Below are 23,246 nucleotides of genomic sequence, written 5' to 3'. Positions count from 1 at the left end.
ATAAATTGCCGCGATGCTATTATAAGATTTAATTGGCGGAATAATAGCCGTATTATCGGCATGTTAGGATTTATCTTAAGAGTAATACCCAAAAGATTGACGATAAAAAAAGCCCGGCGGTTTTGCCGGGCTTTTTCGGTGGTGACTGATGAATATCAGGCTGGGCTTCTATGCGCGTTTAAAGCGCCCGATAACCCATTTTTCAACCTCAACGATCAGGAAGATCGCGATAGAAACTAGCAATGTCACACCCCAGTAATAAGCCGGTAATGGCTCAGTACCGAAAGCGGTATTCATAAACGGTAGATAGATAATGGCTAACTGCAATAGGATCAATACACCAGAGACTAACCAAAGCCCTTTGTTCACAAAGACTTCTTTGTTCAATGGGAATCTGTCCATGACGCGGCAGTTAAACATATAAATCCACTGCGCGGTCACCAGTGTTTGCATCAACACGGTACGGATAAACTCGGTGCTGTAACCGCGAGGTTCCATATAGGCTTCTAGGGCGAATGCACTACAAGCAATCAATGTACCTACAAACGCAATACGCCAGATGGCATGGCCGTCTAGCACGTGTTTTGATGGGTCACGTGGATTGCGGCGCATGATGCCTCTTTCTGCCGGTTCAAAGGCTAAACCGAAGGAAAGTGTGGTGGAGGTCGCCATGTTTATCCAGAGGATTTGCAATGGTGTCAATGGGATAACAGCACCCACCAATATTGCAAAGATAATTAATAACCCTTGCGCCAAGTTGGTCGGTAACACAAACAGGATGGTTTTCTTCAGGTTATCGTAAACACGACGGCCTTCTTCAACCGCGCTGGCAATGGTGGCGAAGTTATCATCTGAAAGCACCATATCGGCCGCTTCTTTGGTGACTTCGGTACCCTTGATACCCATGGCGATACCCACATCAGCCTGTTTCAGCGCTGGTGCATCGTTTACACCATCGCCGGTCATCCCAACGATTTCACCTTTCTCTTGTAGGGCTTTTACCAGACGCAGTTTATGTTCCGGGCTGGTACGGGCAAAAATATCATAACGAACGGCCGCTTCAGCCAGTTCCTTATCATCCATATGCTCCAACTGACCACCAGTAATGGAGTCTTTCCCATTCCCTATCCCCAGCATGGCACCAATCGCCATCGCCGTTTCCTGATGGTCGCCGGTTATCATCTTCACGCGAATACCGGCCTGCTGGCAGGTGGCAATGGCATCGATAGCTTCAGGGCGTGGTGGGTCCATCATGCCGGCAATACCGACAAACACCATTCCTTGCTGAATATCGCTGTGGCCTAGCTCGCTAATGGCTTGTTCTATTGGGCGGTAGGCAGCGGCAACCATACGCAAGCCTTGCTTGGCATAGCGCGCCATTTCGGCTTCCCAGTAATCACGACGGAATGGTGCAACACCTTTATCCGTCAGTTCTTGCTGGCAGAAGGTAAACAGCACATCAGGAGCACCCGTCAGGAAAATACTGTTTTCGGACTGAACTTGATGGCTGGTGGCCATGTATTTATAAGCTGAATCGAATGGAATTTTACCGTGTTGTGTCACCTGACCCAGCTCAATGCCGGATTTAGCTGCCAACACTTTCAGTGCGCCTTCAGTTGGCCCACCGGTAATGGTCCAGTGGCCTTGGTCATTTTTTTGAATCTGGCTGTCATTACATAGATTCACCGCGGTGATAAATGTTTTTAACGGCCCTTCAAGAGTGGCTTGCTGATCGCTGCCCTCAGGGTAAATATTGCCAACTGGCTCATAGCTTTCGCCTTCTACGCGGTAGCAATGCTCGGCCAGAATCACGGCTTTCACCGTCATTTCATTCATCGTCAGAGTACCGGTTTTATCGGAACAGACGACGGTCATAGCACCTAAAGTTTCTACCGTTGGTAGCTTGCGAATAATCGCGCGGTTACGCGCCATCGCTTGCACACCCAAGGACAGAATAATCGAAATAATGGCCGGTAGCCCTTCAGGAACGGATGCTACTGCCAAGCTTATCAAGGCCAATAACAGTTCATTGACAGGTAGGTCGCGCAAGATAAAGGCGAAGACGAACAAGAAAGCCATCATAACCAGAATCAGAATGAAGATAGCTTTACCCAACCGGTCCATCTGTTGTAGCAGAGGGGTGCGGGTTGATTCGACTGTCGACATCATCTGGTTGATATGACCCAGCTCAGTGTCACCGCCACTGGCAATCACCAAGCCTTTCGCCGTACCCGCACTGATGGTGGTACCAGAGAACAGCAGGTTTTTGCGATCACCAATGACAGACTCATTTTCAATGACATCGATTTGCTTCTCAACGACGGTGGATTCACCGGTCAGAATAGCTTCTTCAATTTGGAGGTTGTGCGCTTCAAGTAGCCGTAAATCGGCAGGGATTTTGTCTCCAGGTTTCAAGGTAACGATATCACCCGGTACTAAATTTTGTGCGTCAATGGTTTGCGCGCTGCCATTACGAATAACGACAGCTTTACTGGAAAGCATGTTTTGAATGCTTTTCAGCGATTTCTCAGCCTTATTTTCTTGAACATAACCAATTAATGCATTAATGACAGCCACACAAAGGATAATAATAGTATCAACAGAGTGACCCATTAGACCTTTGACTAACGCCGCAGCCAATAAAATGTAAATCAGGACGTCATTAAAATGCGCTAAAAACTGAAGTAAAGGATGCTTACTTTTTTTGGCGGGAAGCGCATTAGGACCGTACTGTTTAAGACGTTCTTCTGCTTCTTGTTGAGTTAAACCTTCTTCGCGGCTATTTAAATGCTGCAAAGATTCTTCCGCAGTTAGCTGATACCAGGCCTTTCCCTCTGGGGGTTTCGCTCCGGATGTATGGTTTGATGAGTTTTGCATTGAAAGAACCTTCTTAAAAATTAATAAATCTGAAATCTATCTATCCATTTCATCTAAAATCATCGGACTATTTCACCGATACGGGGCAGAGAGAATAATCTTCTTTCTTCCATGAAAAGAGCCTGCTCCTTCATTATTTGATTTTTATTAAAAGACAAAAAAAATGATTCTGAATGATATATTTACAACAACATAGTTATATTAAGCAAGGATAGTAGATTTTTATCAAAATAGTGTCTTGATCTGAGATAATAAAGTCAGAACATTTAGTCGTAAATAATGGCTAACATAGTGAATAATAAGCCATTAAACACTGAACTATCTTGTCGGTTATCTTCCTTAAATTCCCTCAATTTAATCTATAGCCCGAAAAGATTAAGTTTCCCTATCTATTTGTACGTGTAATCGCTGGCTATCCGGTGAAACTCTTAGTTAGTATGTCCTGCTGCCGGAACTAATTATGACTATGCTAATCAGAAGTTGCGGTAAGTGAAATGCAGTAGCCAACAACCAGTGAGGAAACAGTGAGTATGTATAAGTGGCGATATCTGGCGATTGGCGTGTGTCTGGTGACGACTTCAGGAGTTGCATCCGCAGACTCTATTGATGCCCAACGGCAACGCTATCAACAAGTTAAACAGGCTTGGGACAGCAATCAGATGGATACCGTGGCGCAGTTGATGCCGACGCTACGTGACTATCCACTGTACCCGTATCTGGAATACCGCCAGCTAACACAAGATTTAAGTCAGGTCAGTGCGGCGCAAGTGAACGATTTTCTGAGTCGTAATCCCACATTACCTCCTGCAAGCTCGCTGTCATCCCGGTTTGTGAATGAGCTAGCGCGTCGTGAAGATTGGCGCGGGTTATTGGCATTCAGTCCGCAAGCTCCAAAACCGGCTGCGGCCCGCTGTAACTATTACTATGCCAAATGGGCCACAGGCGAGCAGCAAGCGGCTTGGGATGGTGCCAGCGAGATCTGGCTTAACGGTCAGGCGCTACCCAGTAGCTGCGATAAATTATTCAGTGTTTGGCAGCAAGCCGGGCACCAAACTCCTTTGGCGACACTGGCGCGTATGAAGCTGGCCCTAAAAGAGGGCAATGCCAGTCTGGTGAGTTATTTACTCAAACAATTGCCTGCTGATTATCAGACCATGGGTACCGCACTGGCGAAATTGCAAAGTGATCCAGCCAGTGTCGAAAGTTTTGCTCGTACAGTCGGGCCGACAGATTTCACGCGTTCAGCCACCATTATTGCCTTTACACGATTGGCGCGTCAGGACGTGGAAAATGCGCGGGCAATGATACCGACGTTGGCGCGGTTACAAAAAATGAGTGACAGCGAGAAGCTGGAGTTGGAAGAAGCGGTGGCTTGGCGATTGATGGGCAATGATGCGACTTACGATCAGGCTAAATGGCGGGATCAGGTCACTTTACGCAGCCATTCAACCCCATTACTGGAACGTCGTATTCGCATGTCTTTGGGCAGTGGGGATCGCCAAGGGTTAGCCACTTGGATGGCTCGCCTACCTGCAGAAGCGCAAAATAAAGATGAATGGCGCTACTGGCGGGCTTCGTTGTTGTTAGAGCAAGGTAAGAAAGCGGAGGGCGAGGCTATTTTACGTAGCCTGATGCAGGAGCGCGGTTTTTATCCGATGGTTGCTGCCCAAAAACTGGGGGTTCCTTATCCCATTAATGTTGAGGTTGCCACCAAGCCCGATGCTTCGCTGGCACAGCGGCCAGAAATCGCCCGAGTGCGTGAGTTAATGTATTGGAATATGGATAATCTGGCCCGCAGCGAATGGAGCTATCTGGTTGCCAGCCGCAGCAAGCCGGAACAGGAAGCCTTAGCGCGTTACGCGTTTAACCAAAAGTGGGCGGACTTGAGTGTTCAGGCGACTATCGTGGCTAAATTATGGGACCATCTGGAAGAGCGCTTCCCTCTGGCATGGCCGAAAGAATTCCGTCGGGCGACGGAAGGTAAAGGAATAACGCCAAGTTATGCTATGGCGATTGCGCGTCAGGAAAGTGCCTGGAATCCGAAAGCACAATCACCGGTCGGGGCGTCAGGTCTGATGCAGGTGATGCCGCGAACTGCGGAGCATACGGTCAAGTTGAATAACATCTCTGGTTACGTCAACAGCAGCCAGTTGCTTGACCCCATCACCAACATTGAAATTGGCACCAGCTACTTGGAAGAGGTGTATCAGCAATTTGGCCGTAATCGTATTTTATCCAGTGCGGCCTATAATGCCGGTCCATCGCGAGTCAATACATGGTTAGGTAATAGTGGCGGGCAGGTGGATGCCGTGGCCTTTATTGAAAGCATTCCTTTCTCCGAAACCCGTGGCTACGTAAAAAACGTATTGGCCTATGATGCCTTTTATCGCCACTTTATGAATCGCCCAGCGAAGGTGTTGAGTGATGCTGAGTGGCAGCGGCGCTATTAATTCCCCTTCGTCCTTGAAGACACCGGGGGGCTAGCGGCGCGCACTTACCCGAATCATTGCTTATCGGCGCCTGGCTGTGGCGTCAAGGACTTTGGGTATAAGTGAGGTTATGGTATGCTGCTGTACTAGTTAAATAGTATGGCTGCATATCATGACAAAACTACGATTGACGGATCCAAATCTGTCGACTGAAGATAATCAGCACTGGCTGACTTTCGTTGCGCTGCTGCAAGACGCCATTGCGCAAGACCTCCATCTGCCCCTGTTACAACTGATGCTGACGCCAGATGAGCGTACAGCGTTGGGAACCCGAGTGCGTATTATTGAAGAGTTAATGCGTGGGGAGTTGAGCCAGCGTGAACTGAAAAATCAATTGGGTGCGGGTATTGCAACCATCACCCGTGGTTCAAATAGCCTGAAAGCTGCCCCTCCAGAGTTGAAAAGCTGGCTAGAGGCGCAGTTATTGACAGACACAAAATAAGCCGCTCTTACTGTTTCGGGCGCTGGTAAATTTCATTATGAAACGGCACCAGTGCCAGCAGCAGTGCCTGATGATAGACACTGGTACGGGTCAGTTTGCCATCGGTAAAAATACCAATCGCACCGCCCTGATGTTTTACATTCGATATCCCCGTTAAATCTGCCATTTCGTCGCCCAGCTCACGGCCTTGGCGAATTCCTTGCAATATACTCTCGGGCAACATCAAGCTGGCAGAGCGCGATTCTCCTCGCAGCTGTAAGTGTTCAATTACCATCCATGCAAAGGTCATATTATCTTCAATGCCGGCTTCAACTCCGACCCAAAAATCAGCCTCAGGGCGTAACTGACGTGCATTGCTCACTCGCTGTCTGGCACCTGAGCGTGTCTCGGTGCTGCCTATCGGTTGCAGGGGAACACCGCTATCAACATTAACACCTTCAATGTGATAGTTGCCGGGGCCATAAACATCATCAAACGCGAGGCTAATAGCCTTAATCTTTGCAGGGTTGGTAGTTGCGGCAACAACATGGTACATAATAAGTCTCAGAATAGATTTAATAGGTTTGGCGTATATTTCACGCAGTATAACGGAAAAATGACATGCTACAGGTATATCTCGTGCGCCACGGCGAAACCGTATGGAACGCATCGCGCCAGATTCAGGGCCAATCAGACAGCCCACTGACCGATACGGGTCTACGTCAGGCGCACTTGGTTGCGCAACGAGTTCGCAGCCAAGGCATCACCCATATTATCACCAGCGACCTAGGGCGTACCCAGCAAACGGCAAAAATCATTGCTGATGCTTGTGGGTTGAAAATAGTGACGGACCCGCGTCTGCGCGAGCTGAATATGGGGGTGCTGGAAACGCGTCCGATTGAAAGCCTAACGCCAGAAGAAGAACAATGGCGCAAGCAGATGGTCAACGGCACCGAAGGGGGGCGAATTCCTCAAGGGGAGTCGATGACAGAACTTGGGGGGAGGATGCGTGCAGCACTGGATAGCTGTTTAGAGCTTCCTGCTGGCAGCAAGCCGCTGTTGGTGAGCCATGGTATGGCGTTGGGGTGCTTACTGAGTACGTTGCTTGGATTACCCGCTTACGCTGAACGGCGATTGCGTTTGCGCAACTGTTCACTATCACGTGTCGATTATCAGGAAAGCCCGTGGTTGGCGTCTGGATGGGTCATTGAAAGTGCTGGCGATACCGCCCACTTGGATATGCCAGCACTTGACGAACTACAGCGTTAACGCCTGATTGGAATGAGATATTCGCACTTCAGTGTGGCCGGAGGCCCCTCTTTCGGCCGCCCCTGAGGGAAGAACCGTTCAATATCGTACCCACGTCTACGGGTCAACTCTAATTGCGGCAAGCAGGTGCCGTAGAGGGTCAGAATAAAATTCTGCAACCCTTCCGATGGTCCGTCATAACTGAACTGCACATATTCGCCACCCTGTAAGATAACGGGTTGTCCTTCCTGCACATTGCTCGGTACATGTTGTGGTTCGATGGCTGTAGTGTAGAAAATTTCTTGCTCATCATCCTTTTCCTGATTTGGCCGGGAATGATGTAAGCCATAGAGCACCGGCGGCACTTGATCGGCACCACCAAGATATTGTTGCCAGAAATGAGTCCGTAATTCAGTACGATGAGTCGATATTTGCTCAAGCGTACAGGAATAACTTTGCGTCAACCCCACCAGATGTTGCTCAGGTAAGGTAATGAACTCAGGCTGAGGTAAGGTATATTCCCCCAACCGGATAGGCGGACATATCCCCGCTGAATGCCAATCTTCCGCCCGGCGGTATAGCGCAGGTGTTTGCGCAAACTGTTTCTTAAAGGCTCGGGTAAAAGTTTGCTGTGAGTCAAAGCGATATTGCAAAGCAATATCCAGAATAGGTCGGCTGGTTAATCGTAATGCAACAGCGGCTTTAGACAGCCTTCTGGCACGGATATAAGCACCGATAGCATTCCCGGTGACATCCTTGAACATTCGCTGTAAATGCCATTTTGAATAGCCGGCTTTGGCAGCGACATTGTCCAATGCTAAAGGCTGGTCTAAATGACTTTCTAGCCAGCTAAGCAAATCACGAATGATACTGGCTTGATCCATAGATCTTCCTCGTAAAGCGGCCTAAATTTAGGGTATTAGTAATTTCAAAAGAATAGCTCTGGCGCATAGTAGCAACTTTTTATGTTTCCGACTGCTTAAGAATTTACTGGCATTGTGTGTTAAAAAAGTATCGAAGATTTAAAAAATGGCTTTTTAACGAATGTTTTATTATTCGTTAAAATATTTAACGTTGAATAACGTTATTCAACGTCATGGAGTAAGTGTATGAAAAAAAATTGGATATTCCTTGGTTGCGTGCTTTCTTTCGGGGCAATAACCGCCCATGCGGAGGAAATTGGCTCCGTTGATACGGTGTTTAAGTTACTGGGGCCAGACCATAAAATCGTGGTTGAAGCCTTCGATGACCCTGATGTTAAAAATGTAACTTGTTATATCAGCCGGGCAAAAACGGGGGGTATCAAAGGGGGATTGGGGCTGGCAGAGGATACGTCTGATGCCGCAATTTCTTGTCAGCAAGTCGGGCCAATTGAGTTAAGCGAGAAAATTAAGAATAGAAAATCTGACGGCTCAGTGGTTTTCCAAAAGCGGACATCATTGGTCTTTAAAAAGCTACAGGTGGTTCGTTTCTATGACCCAAAACGTAATGCTTTAGTTTATCTCACTTACTCCGATAGGATTGTCGACGGTTCACCGAAAAACGCGTTAAGCGCAGTGCCGATTATGCCATGGCGTGAACAGTAGAAAAGTAAAAAGCCAGCATTTGCAGCTGGCTTTTTTATTGTAGACGGCTGGCAGAGGCTTACTCTTCCAGGTCACCACAGAAACGATAACCTTCACCGTGGATAGTGGCGATGATTTCAGGTGTGTCCGGTGTAGATTCGAAATGCTTACGAATACGACGGATAGTGACGTCAACAGTACGGTCATGCGGTTTCAGCTCACGGCCAGTCATTTTCTTCAGTAATTCACCGCGGGATTGAATTTTGCCCGGGTTTTCACAGAAGTGCAGCATGGCACGGAATTCACTGCGTGGCAGTTTATAATGCTCGCCAGCAGGGCTGATCAGTGAGCGGCTATTGATATCCAGCTCCCAACCATTGAATTTATAGCTCTCAACCAGACGACGTTCTTCACCTACGCTACCCAAATTCATGGTGCGTGACAGCAGGTTACGTGCCCGAATAGTTAATTCGCGCGGATTGAAAGGTTTGGTGATGTAATCATCAGCACCAATTTCCAAGCCAAGTATTTTATCGACTTCGTTATCACGACCAGTCAGGAACATTAGGGCAACACTTGCTTGTTCACGAAGTTCTCGTGCTAGCAACAGGCCATTTTTGCCCGGCAGATTGATGTCCATGATAACTAAGTTGATATCATTCTCAGACAGAATGTGGTGCATTTCTGCGCCATCATTAGCCTCATGAACAACATAGCCTTCCGCCTCGAAAATGCTCTTCAGGGTGTTACGAGTAACGATCTCGTCTTCTACGATCAGAATGTGCGGGGTCTGCATGTTTGCTACCTAAAATTGCCAACAAATAGAAATAGGAAGTACAGAAGTCTTTGTTATATTAGGATTTTTATTGACTAATTACTCGTCATCCCGTTCATCACATGACTAAAGTACGTAAACGCGTTCTTGATGCACTTTCCATCAACGTCAACAACATCACTAGCTTGGTCGGGGTGTTACTCCCTACAGCCCCAAAGGTGACAAAAGCGGCGCATATCCTAACCCTATTAACAGCAATATAACAGTGTGAGCCGAATCTACCACCCAACAAAACTACGCTTTGTTGACATATATCAATTTCAATTGTAGCACGTTAACACTTTTGTGAAAAAGACTTACAAGAATACCAGCTTAAGCGATAGTTGGTTAAATTATGTGATCGATTCAGTGTTATTAATATTAAAAATTAAGTGTCAGACGTAACAAAAAAATGACTTTTCTAATCTGTTGATTTTTATTGTTTAAAATCAATATTCTTTCGACATAAAGCCAATGAGGCTATTTTTCTTGCCAGCGGTCTATTTCGTCTAGAAGCATAAGAAGAATTATCACTAATGTTGGTGAAATGTAAAGAGAAGTGACGAAGTTTTCATTTTTGTTGTGTTTTGTATCATTTAGGCGAGTGACGAGCCGGTAAATGAATATTTTTCTCTTCATTTAAATTTTTACTCTGCAGATTCACATCAATGATCGGCCTGCATATCTGATGCTATTAAGATAAAAAAGTATTGAAGCTATTTATAGTGAGTAAAGGGAATTTTATGGTTTTATTCTCTGGGAATTAACCCGCAATTTTATTCACCCTCGCTGATAATGCTCCCTGAAATAGACGATTACTCATTATGTAGCAGTTAATTTTTTTGTGTTGGCGGATGAAAAAATTTGACTTGAGAGGACGATTGCTTTAACCAATAGAGGGAGAACTTTATTTATGAGACAGACAGACGACATGCGATACATCAGCCTGAACACAACGATTATTACCACCACCGAAACCACAGGTTACGGGGCGGGCTGACGCGTACAGGAAACAACAGAAAAAAGCCCGCACCTAGACAGTGCGGGCTTTTTTTTTCAATTAAATCTTTGCAAAAAAGTTTGCGATAAAAATAGCGCGAAAGCGGGAGAGAATCAGAAATGCGAGTGCTGAAATTTGGCGGGACATCAGTAGCAAATGCAGAACGCTTTATGCGTGTTGCCGATATCATTGAAAATAATGCGCGTCAGGGACAGGTGGCTACAGTGTTGTCCGCTCCTGCAAAAATTACGAATCATCTGGTTGCGATGATCGACAAAATGGTCGCAGGGCAAGATATCTCGCCAAATATCAGCGATGCAGAGCGAATTTTTGCCGAGTTATTACGTGGGTTAGCTGATGTTCAACCCGGCTTTGATTATGAGCGTTTAAAAGCGTTGGTTGCGCATGAATTTGCGCAACTCAAACATGTTCTGCACGGCATCTCGCTACTGGGTCAATGCCCGGACAGTATCAATGCTGCCATCATCTGCCGTGGCGAAAAACTCTCCATTGCTATCATGGAAGCTGTGTTCCAAGCCAAAGGTTATCAAGTTAGCGTAATTGATCCGGTCGAAAAATTGCTGGCTCATGGGCACTATCTTGAGTCCACGGTTGATATCACTGAGTCTACCCGCCGTATTGGTTCGAGTGCTATTCCTACTGACCATATTATCCTGATGGCAGGTTTCACCGCCGGTAATGATAAAGGTGAACTGGTAGTACTGGGACGTAATGGTTCTGACTATTCTGCTGCTGCGTTAGCTGCGTGTTTGCGCGCCGATTGTTGTGAAATCTGGACGGATGTCGATGGGGTCTATACTTGTGACCCGCGTGTTGTTCCCGATGCGCGATTGTTGAAATCGATGTCATATCAAGAGGCCATGGAGCTTTCCTATTTTGGTGCCTCAGTTCTTCACCCCCGCACTATTGCTCCCATCGCCCAGTTCCAAATTCCTTGTCTGATTAAAAATACCTCGAATCCACAAGCTCCCGGTACCTTGATTGGTGGCGAAAGCAGTGACGATGGTTTCCCGGTTAAGGGCATCACCAATCTGAATAACATGGCGATGATTAACGTTTCAGGCCCAGGCATGAAAGGGATGGTTGGCATGGCTGCCCGCGTTTTCGCGGTGATGTCACGCAGTGGGATTTCAGTGGTACTGATTACTCAGTCGTCTTCTGAATACAGCATCAGCTTCTGTGTGCCGCAGTCAGAGCTATCTCGCGCTAGCCGAGCATTGGAGGAAGAGTTTTATCTGGAGCTAAAAGACGGTCTGCTGGACCCACTAGATGTGATGGAGCATCTGGCGATCATTTCAGTCGTCGGCGATGGCATGCGCACCCTTCGAGGGATTTCGGCTCGTTTCTTCTCGGCACTGGCTCGTGCCAATATCAACATCATCGCGATTGCTCAAGGTTCATCCGAGCGCTCTATTTCGGTGGTGGTCAGTAATGATGCCGTTACCACTGGCGTGCGTGTTTGTCACCAGATGCTGTTCAATACCGATCAGGTCATTGAAGTGTTTGTCATCGGCGTTGGTGGGGTAGGCGGGGCATTAATCGAGCAAATCTATCGTCAACAGCCGTGGCTGAAGCAGCGCCATATCGATTTGCGTGTGTGCGGTATTGCCAATTCCAAAGCCATGCTGACCAATGTGCACGGTATTGAGCTGGACAACTGGCGTCACGAGCTGGCTGAAGTGAAAGAGCCATTTAACTTGAGTCGCCTGATTCGTCTGGTGAAAGAGTACCATTTGCTCAACCCGGTGATTGTTGATTGTACCTCCAGTCAGGCCGTTGCTGATCAATATGCTGATTTCCTGGCGGATGGCTTCCATGTTGTGACACCAAACAAAAAAGCCAATACCTCATCAATGAATTACTACCGTCAGATGCGTGCGGCGGCGGCAAAATCTTGTCGTAAATTCTTGTATGACACCAACGTGGGTGCAGGTTTGCCAGTCATTGAAAACTTACAGAATCTACTTAATGCGGGTGATGAACTGATGCGTTTCTCTGGCATTCTGTCAGGTTCGCTCTCCTTTATCTTCGGTAAGCTGGATGAAGGGATGACATTGTCAGAGGCGACGTTGCAAGCTAAGGCCATGGGCTATACCGAACCGGACCCACGCGATGACCTTTCTGGGATGGATGTAGCCCGTAAATTGTTGATCTTGGCCCGTGAAGCAGGGTACAAACTTGAACTGGCCGATATTGAGGTTGAGTCTGTTCTGCCGGCAAGTTTTGATGCATCGGGTGACGTTGATAGCTTCCTTGCCCGGTTGCCATCGCTGGATGCCGAGTTTGCCCGTTTAGTGGCTGATGCCAGCGAGCAGGGCAAAGTGCTGCGCTATGTTGGCGTTATTGAGGAAGGGCGTTGTATTGTTCGGATGGATGCCGTTGATGGTAACGATCCGCTATATAAAGTTAAAAATGGTGAGAATGCGTTGGCCTTCTACACCCACTATTATCAGCCAATTCCGTTGGTGCTTCGCGGATACGGCGCGGGTAATGACGTGACAGCAGCCGGGGTATTCGCCGATCTTTTACGCACATTATCATGGAAGTTGGGAGTTTAAATATGGTTAAGATCTATGCTCCGGCATCGATTGGCAATGTTAGCGTCGGGTTTGATGTGCTGGGGGCTGCGGTTTCGCCGATTGACGGCACCCTACTGGGTGATTGCGTCAGTGTGACGGCGGCAGAGCGTTTCAGCCTGCGCAATGAAGGCCGTTTTGTTAGTAAACTGCCTGACGACCCGAAAGAAAACATTGTTTATCAATGCTGGGCGCGTTTTTGCCAAGAGATTGGTCAAGAGATCCCCGTGGCGATGGTACTGGAAAAGAACATGCCGATTGGCTCAGGGCTAGGGTCTAGCGCCTGTTCAGTCGTCGCCGGTTTGATGGCGATGAACGAGTTCTGTGGCCAGCCGTTGGATAAAGTCACCTTGCTCGGTCTGATGGGTGAACTGGAAGGGCGGGTATCGGGTAGTGTTCATTTTGATAATGTTGCGCCGTGCTATTTGGGCGGAATGCAATTAATTCTTGAGCAGGATGGCTATATCAGCCAAGAGGTGCCCAGCTTTGATGATTGGCTGTGGGTGATGGCATATCCGGGCATTAAAGTTTCTACTGCGCAAGCACGGGCGATTCTACCTGCGCAATATCGCCGCCAAGATTGCATCACGCACGGGCGCAATGTCGCAGGGTTCATTCATGCCTGCCACACTCAGCAACCTGATTTAGCCGCTAAAATGATGAAAGATGTCATCGCCGAGCCTTATCGCACCCAATTGCTACCGGGCTTTGCGGCTGCCCGGCAAGCTGCGCAGGATATCGGCGCATTGGCTTGTGGTATTTCCGGCTCTGGCCCGACCCTGTTTGCTGTCTGTGATGATAGCGAAACCGCACAGCGCATGGCGAGCTGGCTACAAAATCATTACCTACAAAACGACGAAGGTTTTGTTCATATTTGCCGTCTGGATACTGCCGGCGCACGACTACTGGGATAACGCATGAAACTGTATAACCTTAAAGATCACAACGAACAGGTCAGCTTCGCTCAAGCGATCAAACAGGGGCTGGGCAAACAGCAGGGGCTTTTCTTTCCGCTGGAGTTGCCGGAGTTTGAACTGACCGAAATTGATAAATTGCTGGATCTGGATTTTGTTACACGTAGTAGCCGCATTTTATCCGCTTTTATCGGCAGTGAAATTGCCCCTGAGGTTTTAACCAAACGCGTACAGGCGGCTTTTGAGTTTCCGGCACCGGTAGCGCAGGTTGAGAATGATATCGCCGCACTGGAGCTGTTCCACGGCCCGACGCTGGCATTCAAAGACTTTGGTGCACGTTTTATGGCGCAAATGTTGGCCGAAGTAGCCGGTGATCAGCCAGTCACTATCTTAACTGCAACTTCTGGCGACACGGGAGCGGCGGTTGCGCATGCATTTTATGGTCTGAAAAACGTACGCGTGGTTATTCTCTATCCGCGTGGCAAAATCAGTCCGCTGCAAGAAAAACTGTTCTGCACATTGGGTGGCAATATTCACACCGTAGCTATTGATGGCGATTTTGATGCCTGCCAGGCTCTGGTAAAGCAAGCCTTTGATGATGAAGAGTTAAAGCAGGAATTGAGCCTGAACTCTGCGAACTCAATCAATATCAGCCGCTTGCTGGCGCAGATTTGCTATTACTTTGAAGCGGTCGCTCAATTGCCACAAGAGGCACGCAATCAACTGGTTATCTCGGTGCCAAGTGGTAATTTTGGTGACTTAACGGCGGGCCTGCTAGCAAAATCCTTAGGGTTACCGGTAAAACGCTTTATTGCAGCAACCAATGCCAATGACACGGTGCCACGCTTCTTGGTTAATGGGCAGTGGCAACCTAAGCCGACGGTGGCGACGTTATCAAATGCGATGGATGTCAGCCAGCCAAATAACTGGCCACGCGTTGAAGAACTCTATCGTCGTAAAATCTGGCAGTTAAAAGATTTGGGCCACGGCGCGGTCAGTGATGCGGTCACCAAAGACACGATGCGTGAGCTGGCGGGGTTGGGCTATATTTCAGAACCCCATGCCGCTATTGCCTACCGAGTTTTGCGTGACCAATTGCAGGATGGTGAATTCGGGTTGTTTATCGGTACTGCCCACCCGGCGAAATTCAAAGAGAGTGTAGAAGAGATTCTCGGGCAGGAGTTGCCGTTACCAAAACCATTGGCAGTACGTGCGCAGTTGCCTCTGCTATCCCATGATCTGTCGGCAGATTTTGCAGATTTACGTGGTTTCTTGATGGCTTTGCCAAAGTAGTTTTTATCTATTTTTAGTTAAAAATTATAGATTAGGGTGCGGTTGTTAAGTGTGGGCCACTGTTTCGGTTGATAATCGTTCAGTGGCCATCTTACTTTGGCGGTTGGTTCATCTGGGATGAGGTGAGTTATGACAGCTAAACCTTAAGTTTCACTCCGTTTAAACACTAACTCGTTTTTCGCCGATAACCCGGCATCAAACTCATAGCCTTCCAGATTAAAATCAATCAATTGCTCCGGTTTAGTCAATTTGTTCTGAATGATAAAACGACTCATCAGGCCCCGTGCTTTCTTGGCGTAGAAACTGATGATTTTATATTTACCGTTTTTCTCATCCAAGAAGACCGGTTTAATCAGTGAACCCGCTAATTTAGCGGGTTTTACTGCTTTAAAGTATTCATCAGAGGCCAAATTAATCAGCACATTATCGCCTTGCTGCTCTAATGCCTGATTCAGTTTCTCGGTTATCTGATCGCCCCAGAATGAATAGAGATCTTTGCCGTGTGGGTTTGCCAGCTTAATCCCCATTTCTAGCCGATAAGGCTGCATTAAATCGAGTGGGCGCAGCACGCCGTACAGGCCAGAGAGCATACGCAGATGTTGTTGAGCGAAATCAAAATCAGCGGCACTAAAATCTTGCGCCTGCATCCCGGTATAGACATCGCCTTTAAAAGCCAAAATCGCCTGACGCGCATTCTCTGGTGTAAAATCAGGTTGCCATTCACTGAAACGGGCAGCATTTAACCCCGCCAGTTTGTCGCTAATCCCCATCAGACTGCTAATTTGCGCGGGCGTCAGCTCACGGCAAATCTCGATAAGCTGTTGTGACTTATCCAACATTTCAGGCTGAGTAAATTTCTTGGTCGCCAATGGGCTTTGATAATCAAGGGTTTTGGCCGGGGAAATAATAATAAGCATAACGACATCCTATTTATCCAGATGACACACTGTAGCAAAAAGCCCCTGCCTTCTAAAAGAAGATTGGTCGATTGCTAAGATAGGTAGGCGGCTTTACTCATAAAGGATATAGTTTTAGCTAAATCGTCTCAGCACCACAAGAATGGACGAAGTTGCTATTAACCTGCCGGTTTCCGGCTGTTTTAAAAGGCGAAAACGGTTGCGACCCCAAGATAGCCCATTTGCGCTTTTTTTAATCAATTTTACTGCCTTGCACCGCGGCTTACGCATGTTATTATCAAGACAAGGCAGAGCGTCTAAATAGCCAATTGTGAGAAATGGCTAACATCGAAATGAGATGGTTAGCTGTTTTGACAGAGATAAACAGCGGCGACATGCCAAAAGTTCATGCACAAACGACGAGAAACGACAACATGACCGATAAACTTACTTCCCTACGTCAAATCACCACTGTAGTAGCAGATACGGGGGATATCGCGGCAATGAAACTGTATCAGCCGCAAGATGCAACCACCAACCCATCTCTGATCTTGAATGCTGCTCAAATTCCTGAATACCGCAAACTGATTGATGAAGCTGTTGCTTGGGCTCGCGCGCAAAGCAGCGACCATGCTCAACAAATTGTTGATGCAACAGATAAGTTAGCTGTCAATATTGGTTTGGAAATTTTAAAACTGATCCCAGGCCGTATTTCTACTGAAGTCGACGCTCGTCTGTCTTATGACACGGTTGCTAGCGTGGCAAAAGCGAAACGCCTGATCAAAATGTATAACGAAGCCGGTATCAGCAATGACCGTATTCTGATTAAACTGGCCTCCACTTGGCAGGGTATCCGTGCTGCGGAACAGCTAGAAAAAGAAGGCATCAACTGTAACCTGACTCTGTTGTTCTCCTTCGCTCAGGCGCGTGCTTGTGCTGAAGCGGGTGTGTTCCTGATTTCACCTTTTGTTGGCCGTATTCTTGACTGGTACAAAGCTAACGGTGACAAAAAAGAGTTCGCGCCAAACGAAGATCCGGGTGTTGTTTCCGTTACCGAGATTTACCAGTATTACAAAAAGCACGGTTATAAGACTGTGGTGATGGGCGCAAGCTTCCGTAATCTGGGTGAAATCATTGAGCTGGCTGGGTGTGACCGCCTGACTATTGCACCATCACTGTTGAAAGAATTGGCAGAGAGCGAAGGCCCGGTAGAGCGTAAATTAGCTTATACCGGTGAAATTCAGGCGAAACCAGCACCGCTAACGGAAGCTGAGTTCTACTGGCAGCATAATCAGGATCCAATGGCGATTGATAAACTGGCTGATGGCATCCGTAAATTTGCTATCGACCAAGGCAAACTTGAGAAAATGATCTCTGATTTGCTGTAATCTCTTTTGCTTGCGGTAAGTTATTATCCGCAGCTATTTGATGAAAAGGTGGCGTAAGCCACCTTTTTTATTGCCTGCTATCCATGCTTGAGTGCCGTGTCCATGACGCTGTATATGCTATTATTCGCCACAGATAACAGGATTTTCGTCGAGGTAGTTACATGAATACATTACGTATCGGTTTAGTTTCCATCTCTGATCGCGCATCGAGTGGGGTATATCAGGATAAAGGTATTCCAGCACTGGAAGAGTGGCTGACCAGCGCATTGACCACACCATTTGAAATAGAAACTCGCCTTATCCCTGATGAGCAAACGCTAATTGAGCAAACTTTGTGTGAGTTGGTCGATGAAATGGGCTGCCATTTGGTGTTGACCACCGGCGGAACAGGCCCAGCAAGGCGTGATGTGACTCCAGATGCCACTTTGGCGATTGCCGATCGTCAGATGCCCGGTTTTGGCGAGCAGATGCGTCAAATCAGCCTTCATTTCGTTCCTACCGCGATATTATCCCGCCAAGTCGGGGTTATCCGTAAGCAAGCATTGATTATTAACTTACCTGGGCAACCTAAATCCATCAAAGAGACCCTTGAAGGTGTAAAAGACGCACAGTCAAACGTGGTGGTTGCCGGTATTTTTGCTAGTGTGCCTTATTGTATTCAATTATTGGATGGCCCTTACGTCGAAACTAACAGTGAAGTGGTAGCGTCTTTTCGTCCTAAGAGTGCCATTATTGGTGCATAAGACTAAATTAGAGTTTTTTATAGCATAAAACTCCATTATAACCGTGTGGGGAATTTTGTACGGTATAGTCATGTTTACTTTACAAAAAGTTGGAAATGTTTTTCTTCCCCTACTCTGGTTTACTACGGTGTCATATGCCTCAAGAACACAACTCAACTCAAAACGACTTATCCCAGCCTCATGTTGACCAACAGCATAATCATAATCGCCGGTTAAATAAGCAGGATTATAAAACACTGACTCTGGCTGCTCTTGGCGGCGCGTTAGAATTTTATGATTTCATCATCTTTGTCTTTTTTGCGGCGGTCATTGGGGATCTGTTCTTCCCAACAGATATGCCTGAGTGGCTGCGTCAGGTCCAGACATTCGGCATTTTTGCTGCGGGTTATTTGGCGCGCCCGTTGGGTGGCATTATCATGGCACACTTCGGCGATCTGGTCGGTCGCAAGAAAATGTTTACGCTGAGCATTTTGCTGATGGCATTACCAACATTGGCGATTGGTATGCTGCCGACTTACGCATCAATCGGCATTGCAGCTCCTTTGTTGCTGTTATTAATGCGTGTGTTACAAGGTGCGGCGATCGGGGGAGAAGTTCCCGGAGCATGGGTCTTTGTCGCAGAACATGTTCCACGCCGACGCGTAGGTATTGCCTGCGGTACGTTAACGGCAGGTTTAACCGCAGGGATTTTATTAGGTTCTCTGGTGGCTACCGCGATGAATACCACATTAAGCCATCAAGCCATCTTGGATGGTGGTTGGCGTGTGCCGTTCTTCTTGGGTGGGATTTTTGGCTTATTCGCCATGTACTTACGCCGTTGGTTGCAGGAAACACCTATCTTCAAAGAGATGCAGGCACGTAAAACTTTAGCAGACGAATTGCCTTTGAAATCGGTTGTCGTCAATCATAAGAAAGAAGTGTTTGTCTCAATGCTGCTGACCTGGCTGCTTTCTGCCGGTATTGTGGTTGTTATTCTGATGACGCCAACTTATTTACAGAAACAGTTCGGTGTTCTGCCAGCTCTGGCATTGCAGGCAAACAGTCTGGCCATTGTGGCATTAGTCTTTGGCTGCGTGATTGCGGGGTTGGCTATCGATCGCTTCGGAGCCAGCAAAACCTTTATTGTCGGTAGCTTGATGTTGGCTGCGTCGACATGGTCGTTCTATCACACCAATTTGACTGATCCGAGCCAACTCTTCAGCCATTATATGATGGCTGGATTTTGTGTCGGCATTGTCGGTGCCGTGCCCTATGTCATGGTTCGCGCATTCCCGGCAGAAGTTCGCTTTACGGGTATCTCTTTCTCTTACAATGTGGCCTACGCTATTTTTGGCGGATTGACGCCCATTGTTGTGACCTTATTGATGAAGGTGACACCAATGGCTCCAGCGTATTACATGTTGTTATTATCGCTGGTGGGGTTGTTGCTGGGCGTTTATCTGCGTAACGATATTAACAGCGATGTGAAAGTTCAGATGACAAAGAAAGTGATGGGCTGAGTCGTAACACCATTAATTAATTTTGCTAAATAGCCCATCATGTTATGGGCTATTTTTTTACCCTTAGAATTTAAAATTCGGTTTTAAAATTAAAACCGACCTTTTGCTTGACTCGGGCAGATGGTTGGGAAATGACTTCAGAAAATAATGTTCTGGCACCTTGCTGCTGTAAATATCGAGCTAATTCTCTTACTGCGGTGGTTCCTGCCCCTCTGACTGTACCTTCACGGTTGGGAAATAATACATACTCAGGCTGAGTAGCTGATGCCACGAGTTCAACCTCGTCTCGGCTATTAAAACGGTCAGCAAGAATAACCGCTATAATTCTCCCGCGTAATTTGACAATCACATAGATTTCACCTGGCCGGTGAATCATTAGTCTTCGATGAATGATCCCAGTGACAATATGCCCGGCGTGCAGGGTTTTGCTGAGACCAGAATCTTCGTCACCAGTACTTTGGTCAAAATGAGCCCCTTGATATTGTTGCCCCCATTGAGCAATAGTTTCACTGAGTTTTTTTCGCATGGCTTGAGCATTTTTAATTTCAGCATCTGAGAGTCTTTGTTCTTCTTCTGGAGGAAGTGTTGGCAATATTTCCACTTCAAATTCTAATTCAGGTTGTTCAACAGGTTCTCCTTGAGTCATGATGACAGGATGAGTTGGTACGTATATGAATGTCTCAAGCAATAACTCATAAATACCGAGCGGCAGTAATTCTACGACTGCTGGTGTATCATCAGATGTGTAATAAAAGCTGTAGGTCAAATAACTAAGCTGGGCATAGTCGAAGGCCGTTTTGATGTGACCTAGTTCGTTTTCAGTATTTTGCTGTGTGACTTTTTCTTTTATTGCTTGGCTGAATCGCTTTTCGACTTCTTGGTTTTCTACTGCAACGCCAGAGCTTCCCGTTCTGATAATAGAATCTACGATTCGAGAAAAATATTCAGAATTCCATGTTTCTAAACTCTGACCAAACAATAAAGTGAAGTCAGTCATAATATCTAGCGTCCAATCAATACAGTTAGGTCTTATTTGGCGAGTCTGGCGGGCATTGAGTAAAGAATAGATAGAAACCATACAGGTTTTCGCCGCTGCAGGTAAGCTCAGTGATTGGTTTTGTTTAGTATTATCAATATAGGTTAATGACAGAAAGTTACTTGCATCATCTTTGTTTAACATTTCTATTGTAGAACTGGCCTCTTGCTTAAGGGGAGGGCTGTTACCAGCAATGTGTAGTGTTTTCCCTTTTGTACTGCTACTGAAATATTGTGCTGCATTGAAAACAATCCCATCGAGTTGTTGGCATTTCCCTTGAGTAAGATAGTTATAGATGTTTAAAAATGGAATGAATGCGCATATTATTTGACTGGTTTGGGTCAGATCCCTTTTTCCCCAATGTTTATTACCTGTATCTGCTGTGAGTATGGTTTTAGCTAAGACTAAGGGTTTTCTAACGTTGTAATTTGCTAATTCTATCACTGGATTTTCATTTTCTTTCTTTAACCATTCAAACGATATAATAGGAGATATGTCGATTAACTGATTATTTAATGTCTGTACATATTGAGTTTGTACCGTTCCATTTTTTATTTGTATAATAAACGAAAGTTTGTCTATGTGTTTATAACGGTCAAAAGAAAATTTATTAATCATTTTTTGGTCAGAAAAGATAATTTGCCTATCAATTATGCTAATGTTGGGGCCGTCAAATAAGCTAATACTATAATTATCATCTTCACCTAACCCTTTACTGCTAAACACAAACAGCACTTGTTTGTTCGGTAAACGATCATCATCCCAGTACTGACCAAATGCATCGGACAGCTCCATACTTCGATCGGATATAATGACACATTGCTGGTCACAACTCATATCTGTGCTTTTTGAGGCTCTAACACCAGTTATGTCATCGTGCATTCCCAGTGCTTTTAAATCTTCATCGTTCGCACTCTCTGTTAATTTAAAAAAAGGAATATTAAAATCATCGTTTTTATATATTGTCGCCATCATTCTTTGAGGGATTTTTATCGATTTAGTGCTGTCATTTCTTATTAGTAAGACATGGCGTTCAGAGTCAACTATTCCTTGGCTGTCATGATAGAAATCAATCTGTTGGTTTGATGATAAACAAGTACTATCACCCTGGAATTGATCTTCTGTATAAAAACAAATTGCAGGTTCTACCTGATATGAACCTATTTTTTGGTAAAAACCAGATGATTTTAATGCTTGCAGGTTAATGTCATTTTTAAAAGTTTTTTTTGTACCCGAAAAGTTAGTGCCAGTATAAAGAGTAATAACCATCCCCGGAGGGACTGAAATAGAGGCAATTCCATGATCAAAATCGTCATCATAATGATAAATCGACTTTGACTCACTTTCAACAGCACAAAATGATTTTCCATCAAAATCAGCAAAGGCATAAAAACAGATTTTTGCCTCAGTTGAATAGACGGGGTTTGATATCATGCATATAATGCTTATTAATAGTTTTATGGCTATTTTCATCTGCGCCCCTTGGATTTGTTTGTTTTCGATCCATATTATTCGCTAGATTTTGATATTATATTATGAGCTATTCGTTTGCTTTATCTATTTTCATTATTCTATTTAATTATTTTATAGTATTAATGATTTATTCAATTTTTTAGACTTCATAAGTCAATAATGAGTCTGAGTAACTCATAGCGGTATAAATAAAAATAAGCATAAAAAAGCCCCCTAAAATCATATTTAGGGGGCTGTAAAATATTACTTTGCTAAGTAGGCTGTAATTAAACTACAGCTTGTACCTGTAGCGCTTGGCTTGGTTCACCAATTGGCAGAACGGTACGACCATACTGTTCGTTCAATACTTCTGCCATTGCCAGATAAATGGCGCTCGCACCACAGATAATGCCTTCGAAACCAGCGAACACCAGCAGTGAGTGGTTACCGGTGAAGTTGCCAATGGCCAACAGAGCAAACAGCAGTGTCAGGCTGCCGAAAACAAACTGTAAGGCACGGTTTGCAGGTAGCGTCCCGAAGAACATAAACAGCGTGAAAATACCCCATAGCCCTAAGTAGACGCCAAGGAATTGCGCATCAGTGGCTTCTGCCATGCCCATTTTGGGCAACATCAGCAAACCAACCAGACTCAACCAAAATGCGCCGTATGAAGTAAATGCTGTCGCGGCAAAGGTATTGCCCTTTTTGTACTCCAGCATACCCGCTAGAATCTGTGCCAGACCGCCATAAAAAATTCCCATACTCAAAATAACAGAGGTTAAGGGAAAGAAGCCTGCATTGTGCAGGTTAAGCAAGACGGTAGTCATCCCAAAGCCCATCAGGCCTAATGGGCCAGGATTCGCCAACTTGGTGGTGTTCATAAGTCCTCTGCAAGTAACAGAATGCTAATAAAAAAGGATAATTATCCGAATAAGTATAAAGCGCCTGAATGACTAAAAAGTCGTCTATTCCCTCAGTGCGCGCGGCATCATAATGATCCGCGCGATTGGAAAC

Annotated in this window: 18 protein-coding genes, 1 pseudogene and 1 other annotated feature; of the genes and pseudogenes, 12 read left to right on the top strand and 7 right to left on the bottom strand. The window is 46.1% G+C overall.

The window, feature by feature from the left end:
* Window positions 1-168: 168 nt before the first annotated feature.
* Window positions 169-2,877, bottom strand: a complete 2,709-nt coding sequence (locus tag HUZ92_RS06365; protein WP_145579643.1) for a cation-transporting P-type ATPase — start codon at window positions 2,875-2,877, stop codon at window positions 169-171.
* A 530-nt stretch (window positions 2,878-3,407) separates the two neighbouring features.
* Here HUZ92_RS06365 and sltY point away from each other — a divergent pair.
* Together sltY and trpR are read left to right on the top strand one after the other, a co-directional pair.
* Window positions 3,408-5,327 (top strand): murein transglycosylase, encoded by a 1,920-nt coding sequence (gene sltY, locus HUZ92_RS06360; RefSeq protein WP_050100101.1) that lies wholly within the window; start codon window positions 3,408-3,410, stop codon window positions 5,325-5,327.
* A gap of 172 nt (window positions 5,328-5,499) precedes the next feature.
* Window positions 5,500-5,808 (top strand): annotated as a pseudogene (gene trpR, locus HUZ92_RS06355) (trp operon repressor); the annotation flags it as partial.
* A gap of 7 nt (window positions 5,809-5,815) precedes the next feature.
* On the opposite strand, the gene yjjX reads toward trpR, so the two are convergent.
* Entirely contained in the window at window positions 5,816-6,343 is a 528-nt protein-coding gene (gene yjjX, locus HUZ92_RS06350) for an inosine/xanthosine triphosphatase (protein WP_145525006.1), read from the bottom strand.
* Between the two features lie 65 nt (window positions 6,344-6,408).
* Here yjjX and gpmB point away from each other — a divergent pair, with 65 nt between their 5' ends.
* Entirely contained in the window at window positions 6,409-7,056 is a 648-nt protein-coding gene (gene gpmB, locus HUZ92_RS06345) for a 2,3-diphosphoglycerate-dependent phosphoglycerate mutase GpmB (protein ID WP_050100107.1), read from the top strand.
* On the opposite strand, the gene robA is transcribed toward gpmB, so the two are convergent.
* Entirely contained in the window at window positions 7,053-7,919 is an 867-nt protein-coding gene (gene robA / locus HUZ92_RS06340; RefSeq protein ID WP_050100110.1) for an MDR efflux pump AcrAB transcriptional activator RobA, read from the bottom strand. The two genes, gpmB and robA, sit on opposite strands and share 4 nt — an antisense overlap.
* Window positions 7,920-8,144: 225 nt before the next feature.
* Here robA and creA point away from each other — a divergent pair, with 225 nt between their 5' ends.
* The gene (gene creA, locus HUZ92_RS06335; RefSeq protein WP_050100111.1) at window positions 8,145-8,621 is read left to right on the top strand and encodes a protein CreA; all 477 of its coding nucleotides are present in this window, start codon (window positions 8,145-8,147) and stop codon (window positions 8,619-8,621) included.
* 58 nt (window positions 8,622-8,679) lie between these two features.
* Here creA and arcA read toward each other — a convergent pair whose 3' ends face one another.
* Window positions 8,680-9,396 carry a two-component system response regulator ArcA gene (gene arcA / locus HUZ92_RS06330; protein ID WP_004706052.1) on the bottom strand — a complete coding sequence of 239 codons (717 nt, stop codon included), beginning with the start codon at window positions 9,394-9,396 and terminating at the stop codon, window positions 8,680-8,682.
* Between the two features lie 101 nt (window positions 9,397-9,497).
* On the opposite strand from arcA, the gene yjjY reads away from it, so the two are divergent.
* From yjjY to thrC, 5 genes are all read left to right on the top strand, one after another.
* Window positions 9,498-9,638, top strand: a complete 141-nt coding sequence (gene yjjY, locus HUZ92_RS20860) for a YjjY family protein (RefSeq protein ID WP_004706054.1) — start codon at window positions 9,498-9,500, stop codon at window positions 9,636-9,638.
* A gap of 689 nt (window positions 9,639-10,327) precedes the next feature.
* A complete protein-coding gene (thrL, locus tag HUZ92_RS06325; protein ID WP_071598596.1) occupies window positions 10,328-10,414 on the top strand; it encodes a thr operon leader peptide in 87 nt (28 codons plus the stop codon).
* Window positions 10,353-10,471, top strand: a sequence feature (Thr leader region). It overlaps the preceding gene by 62 nt.
* A gap of 62 nt (window positions 10,472-10,533) precedes the next feature.
* Window positions 10,534-12,993: a bifunctional aspartate kinase/homoserine dehydrogenase I gene (gene thrA, locus HUZ92_RS06320; RefSeq protein ID WP_050100112.1), complete on the top strand. Its 2,460-nt coding sequence runs from the start codon at window positions 10,534-10,536 to the stop codon at window positions 12,991-12,993.
* A 2-nt stretch (window positions 12,994-12,995) separates the two neighbouring features.
* The gene (thrB, locus tag HUZ92_RS06315; RefSeq protein WP_050100113.1) at window positions 12,996-13,925 is read left to right on the top strand and encodes a homoserine kinase; all 930 of its coding nucleotides are present in this window, start codon (window positions 12,996-12,998) and stop codon (window positions 13,923-13,925) included.
* Window positions 13,926-13,928: 3 nt separating this feature from the next.
* The gene (gene thrC / locus HUZ92_RS06310; protein WP_050100114.1) at window positions 13,929-15,218 is read left to right on the top strand and encodes a threonine synthase; all 1,290 of its coding nucleotides are present in this window, start codon (window positions 13,929-13,931) and stop codon (window positions 15,216-15,218) included.
* A gap of 143 nt (window positions 15,219-15,361) precedes the next feature.
* On the opposite strand, the gene yaaA is transcribed toward thrC, so the two are convergent.
* Window positions 15,362-16,135 (bottom strand): peroxide stress protein YaaA, encoded by a 774-nt coding sequence (gene yaaA, locus HUZ92_RS06305; RefSeq protein ID WP_050100115.1) that lies wholly within the window; start codon window positions 16,133-16,135, stop codon window positions 15,362-15,364.
* Window positions 16,136-16,548: 413 nt separating this feature from the next.
* On the opposite strand from yaaA, the gene tal reads away from it, so the two are divergent.
* From tal to HUZ92_RS06290, 3 genes are all read left to right on the top strand, one after another.
* On the top strand, window positions 16,549-17,502 hold the full coding sequence (tal, locus tag HUZ92_RS06300; RefSeq protein ID WP_050100116.1) for a transaldolase: 954 nt from the start codon (window positions 16,549-16,551) through the stop codon (window positions 17,500-17,502).
* A gap of 161 nt (window positions 17,503-17,663) precedes the next feature.
* Window positions 17,664-18,245, top strand: a complete 582-nt coding sequence (mog, locus tag HUZ92_RS06295; protein WP_050100117.1) for a molybdopterin adenylyltransferase — start codon at window positions 17,664-17,666, stop codon at window positions 18,243-18,245.
* A 134-nt stretch (window positions 18,246-18,379) separates the two neighbouring features.
* Window positions 18,380-19,744, top strand: a complete 1,365-nt coding sequence (locus HUZ92_RS06290) for an MFS transporter (RefSeq protein ID WP_050100119.1) — start codon at window positions 18,380-18,382, stop codon at window positions 19,742-19,744.
* Between the two features lie 70 nt (window positions 19,745-19,814).
* Here the strand turns inward: HUZ92_RS06290 and HUZ92_RS06285 are convergent, their stop codons facing one another.
* Entirely contained in the window at window positions 19,815-22,253 is a 2,439-nt protein-coding gene (locus tag HUZ92_RS06285; protein ID WP_145579644.1) for a GNAT family N-acetyltransferase, read from the bottom strand.
* A 266-nt stretch (window positions 22,254-22,519) separates the two neighbouring features.
* Window positions 22,520-23,113 carry an acetate uptake transporter gene (gene satP, locus HUZ92_RS06280; RefSeq protein ID WP_050101727.1) on the bottom strand — a complete coding sequence of 198 codons (594 nt, stop codon included), beginning with the start codon at window positions 23,111-23,113 and terminating at the stop codon, window positions 22,520-22,522.
* Window positions 23,114-23,246 lie beyond the last annotated feature (133 nt).

This window comes from Yersinia vastinensis (assembly GCF_902726565.1).
Taxonomy (GTDB): Bacteria; Pseudomonadota; Gammaproteobacteria; order Enterobacterales; family Enterobacteriaceae; genus Yersinia; species Yersinia vastinensis.
Note: the sequence above shows the minus strand (reverse complement) of the source record. Positions and strands in the feature narration are given on the sequence as shown.

Coding starts and splice junctions, on each gene's coding strand:
- HUZ92_RS06365 (WP_145579643.1), bottom strand. CDS start 2,877: ATGCAAAACTCATCAAACCATACATCCGGAGCGAAACCCCCAGAGGGA.
- sltY (WP_050100101.1), top strand. CDS start 3,408: ATGTATAAGTGGCGATATCTGGCGATTGGCGTGTGTCTGGTGACGACT.
- yjjX (WP_145525006.1), bottom strand. CDS start 6,343: ATGTACCATGTTGTTGCCGCAACTACCAACCCTGCAAAGATTAAGGCT.
- gpmB (WP_050100107.1), top strand. CDS start 6,409: ATGCTACAGGTATATCTCGTGCGCCACGGCGAAACCGTATGGAACGCA.
- robA (WP_050100110.1), bottom strand. CDS start 7,919: ATGGATCAAGCCAGTATCATTCGTGATTTGCTTAGCTGGCTAGAAAGT.
- creA (WP_050100111.1), top strand. CDS start 8,145: ATGAAAAAAAATTGGATATTCCTTGGTTGCGTGCTTTCTTTCGGGGCA.
- arcA (WP_004706052.1), bottom strand. CDS start 9,396: ATGCAGACCCCGCACATTCTGATCGTAGAAGACGAGATCGTTACTCGT.
- yjjY (WP_004706054.1), top strand. CDS start 9,498: ATGACTAAAGTACGTAAACGCGTTCTTGATGCACTTTCCATCAACGTC.
- thrL (WP_071598596.1), top strand. CDS start 10,328: ATGAGACAGACAGACGACATGCGATACATCAGCCTGAACACAACGATT.
- thrA (WP_050100112.1), top strand. CDS start 10,534: ATGCGAGTGCTGAAATTTGGCGGGACATCAGTAGCAAATGCAGAACGC.
- thrB (WP_050100113.1), top strand. CDS start 12,996: ATGGTTAAGATCTATGCTCCGGCATCGATTGGCAATGTTAGCGTCGGG.
- thrC (WP_050100114.1), top strand. CDS start 13,929: ATGAAACTGTATAACCTTAAAGATCACAACGAACAGGTCAGCTTCGCT.
- yaaA (WP_050100115.1), bottom strand. CDS start 16,135: ATGCTTATTATTATTTCCCCGGCCAAAACCCTTGATTATCAAAGCCCA.
- tal (WP_050100116.1), top strand. CDS start 16,549: ATGACCGATAAACTTACTTCCCTACGTCAAATCACCACTGTAGTAGCA.
- mog (WP_050100117.1), top strand. CDS start 17,664: ATGAATACATTACGTATCGGTTTAGTTTCCATCTCTGATCGCGCATCG.
- HUZ92_RS06290 (WP_050100119.1), top strand. CDS start 18,380: ATGCCTCAAGAACACAACTCAACTCAAAACGACTTATCCCAGCCTCAT.
- HUZ92_RS06285 (WP_145579644.1), bottom strand. CDS start 22,253: ATGAAAATAGCCATAAAACTATTAATAAGCATTATATGCATGATATCA.
- satP (WP_050101727.1), bottom strand. CDS start 23,113: ATGAACACCACCAAGTTGGCGAATCCTGGCCCATTAGGCCTGATGGGC.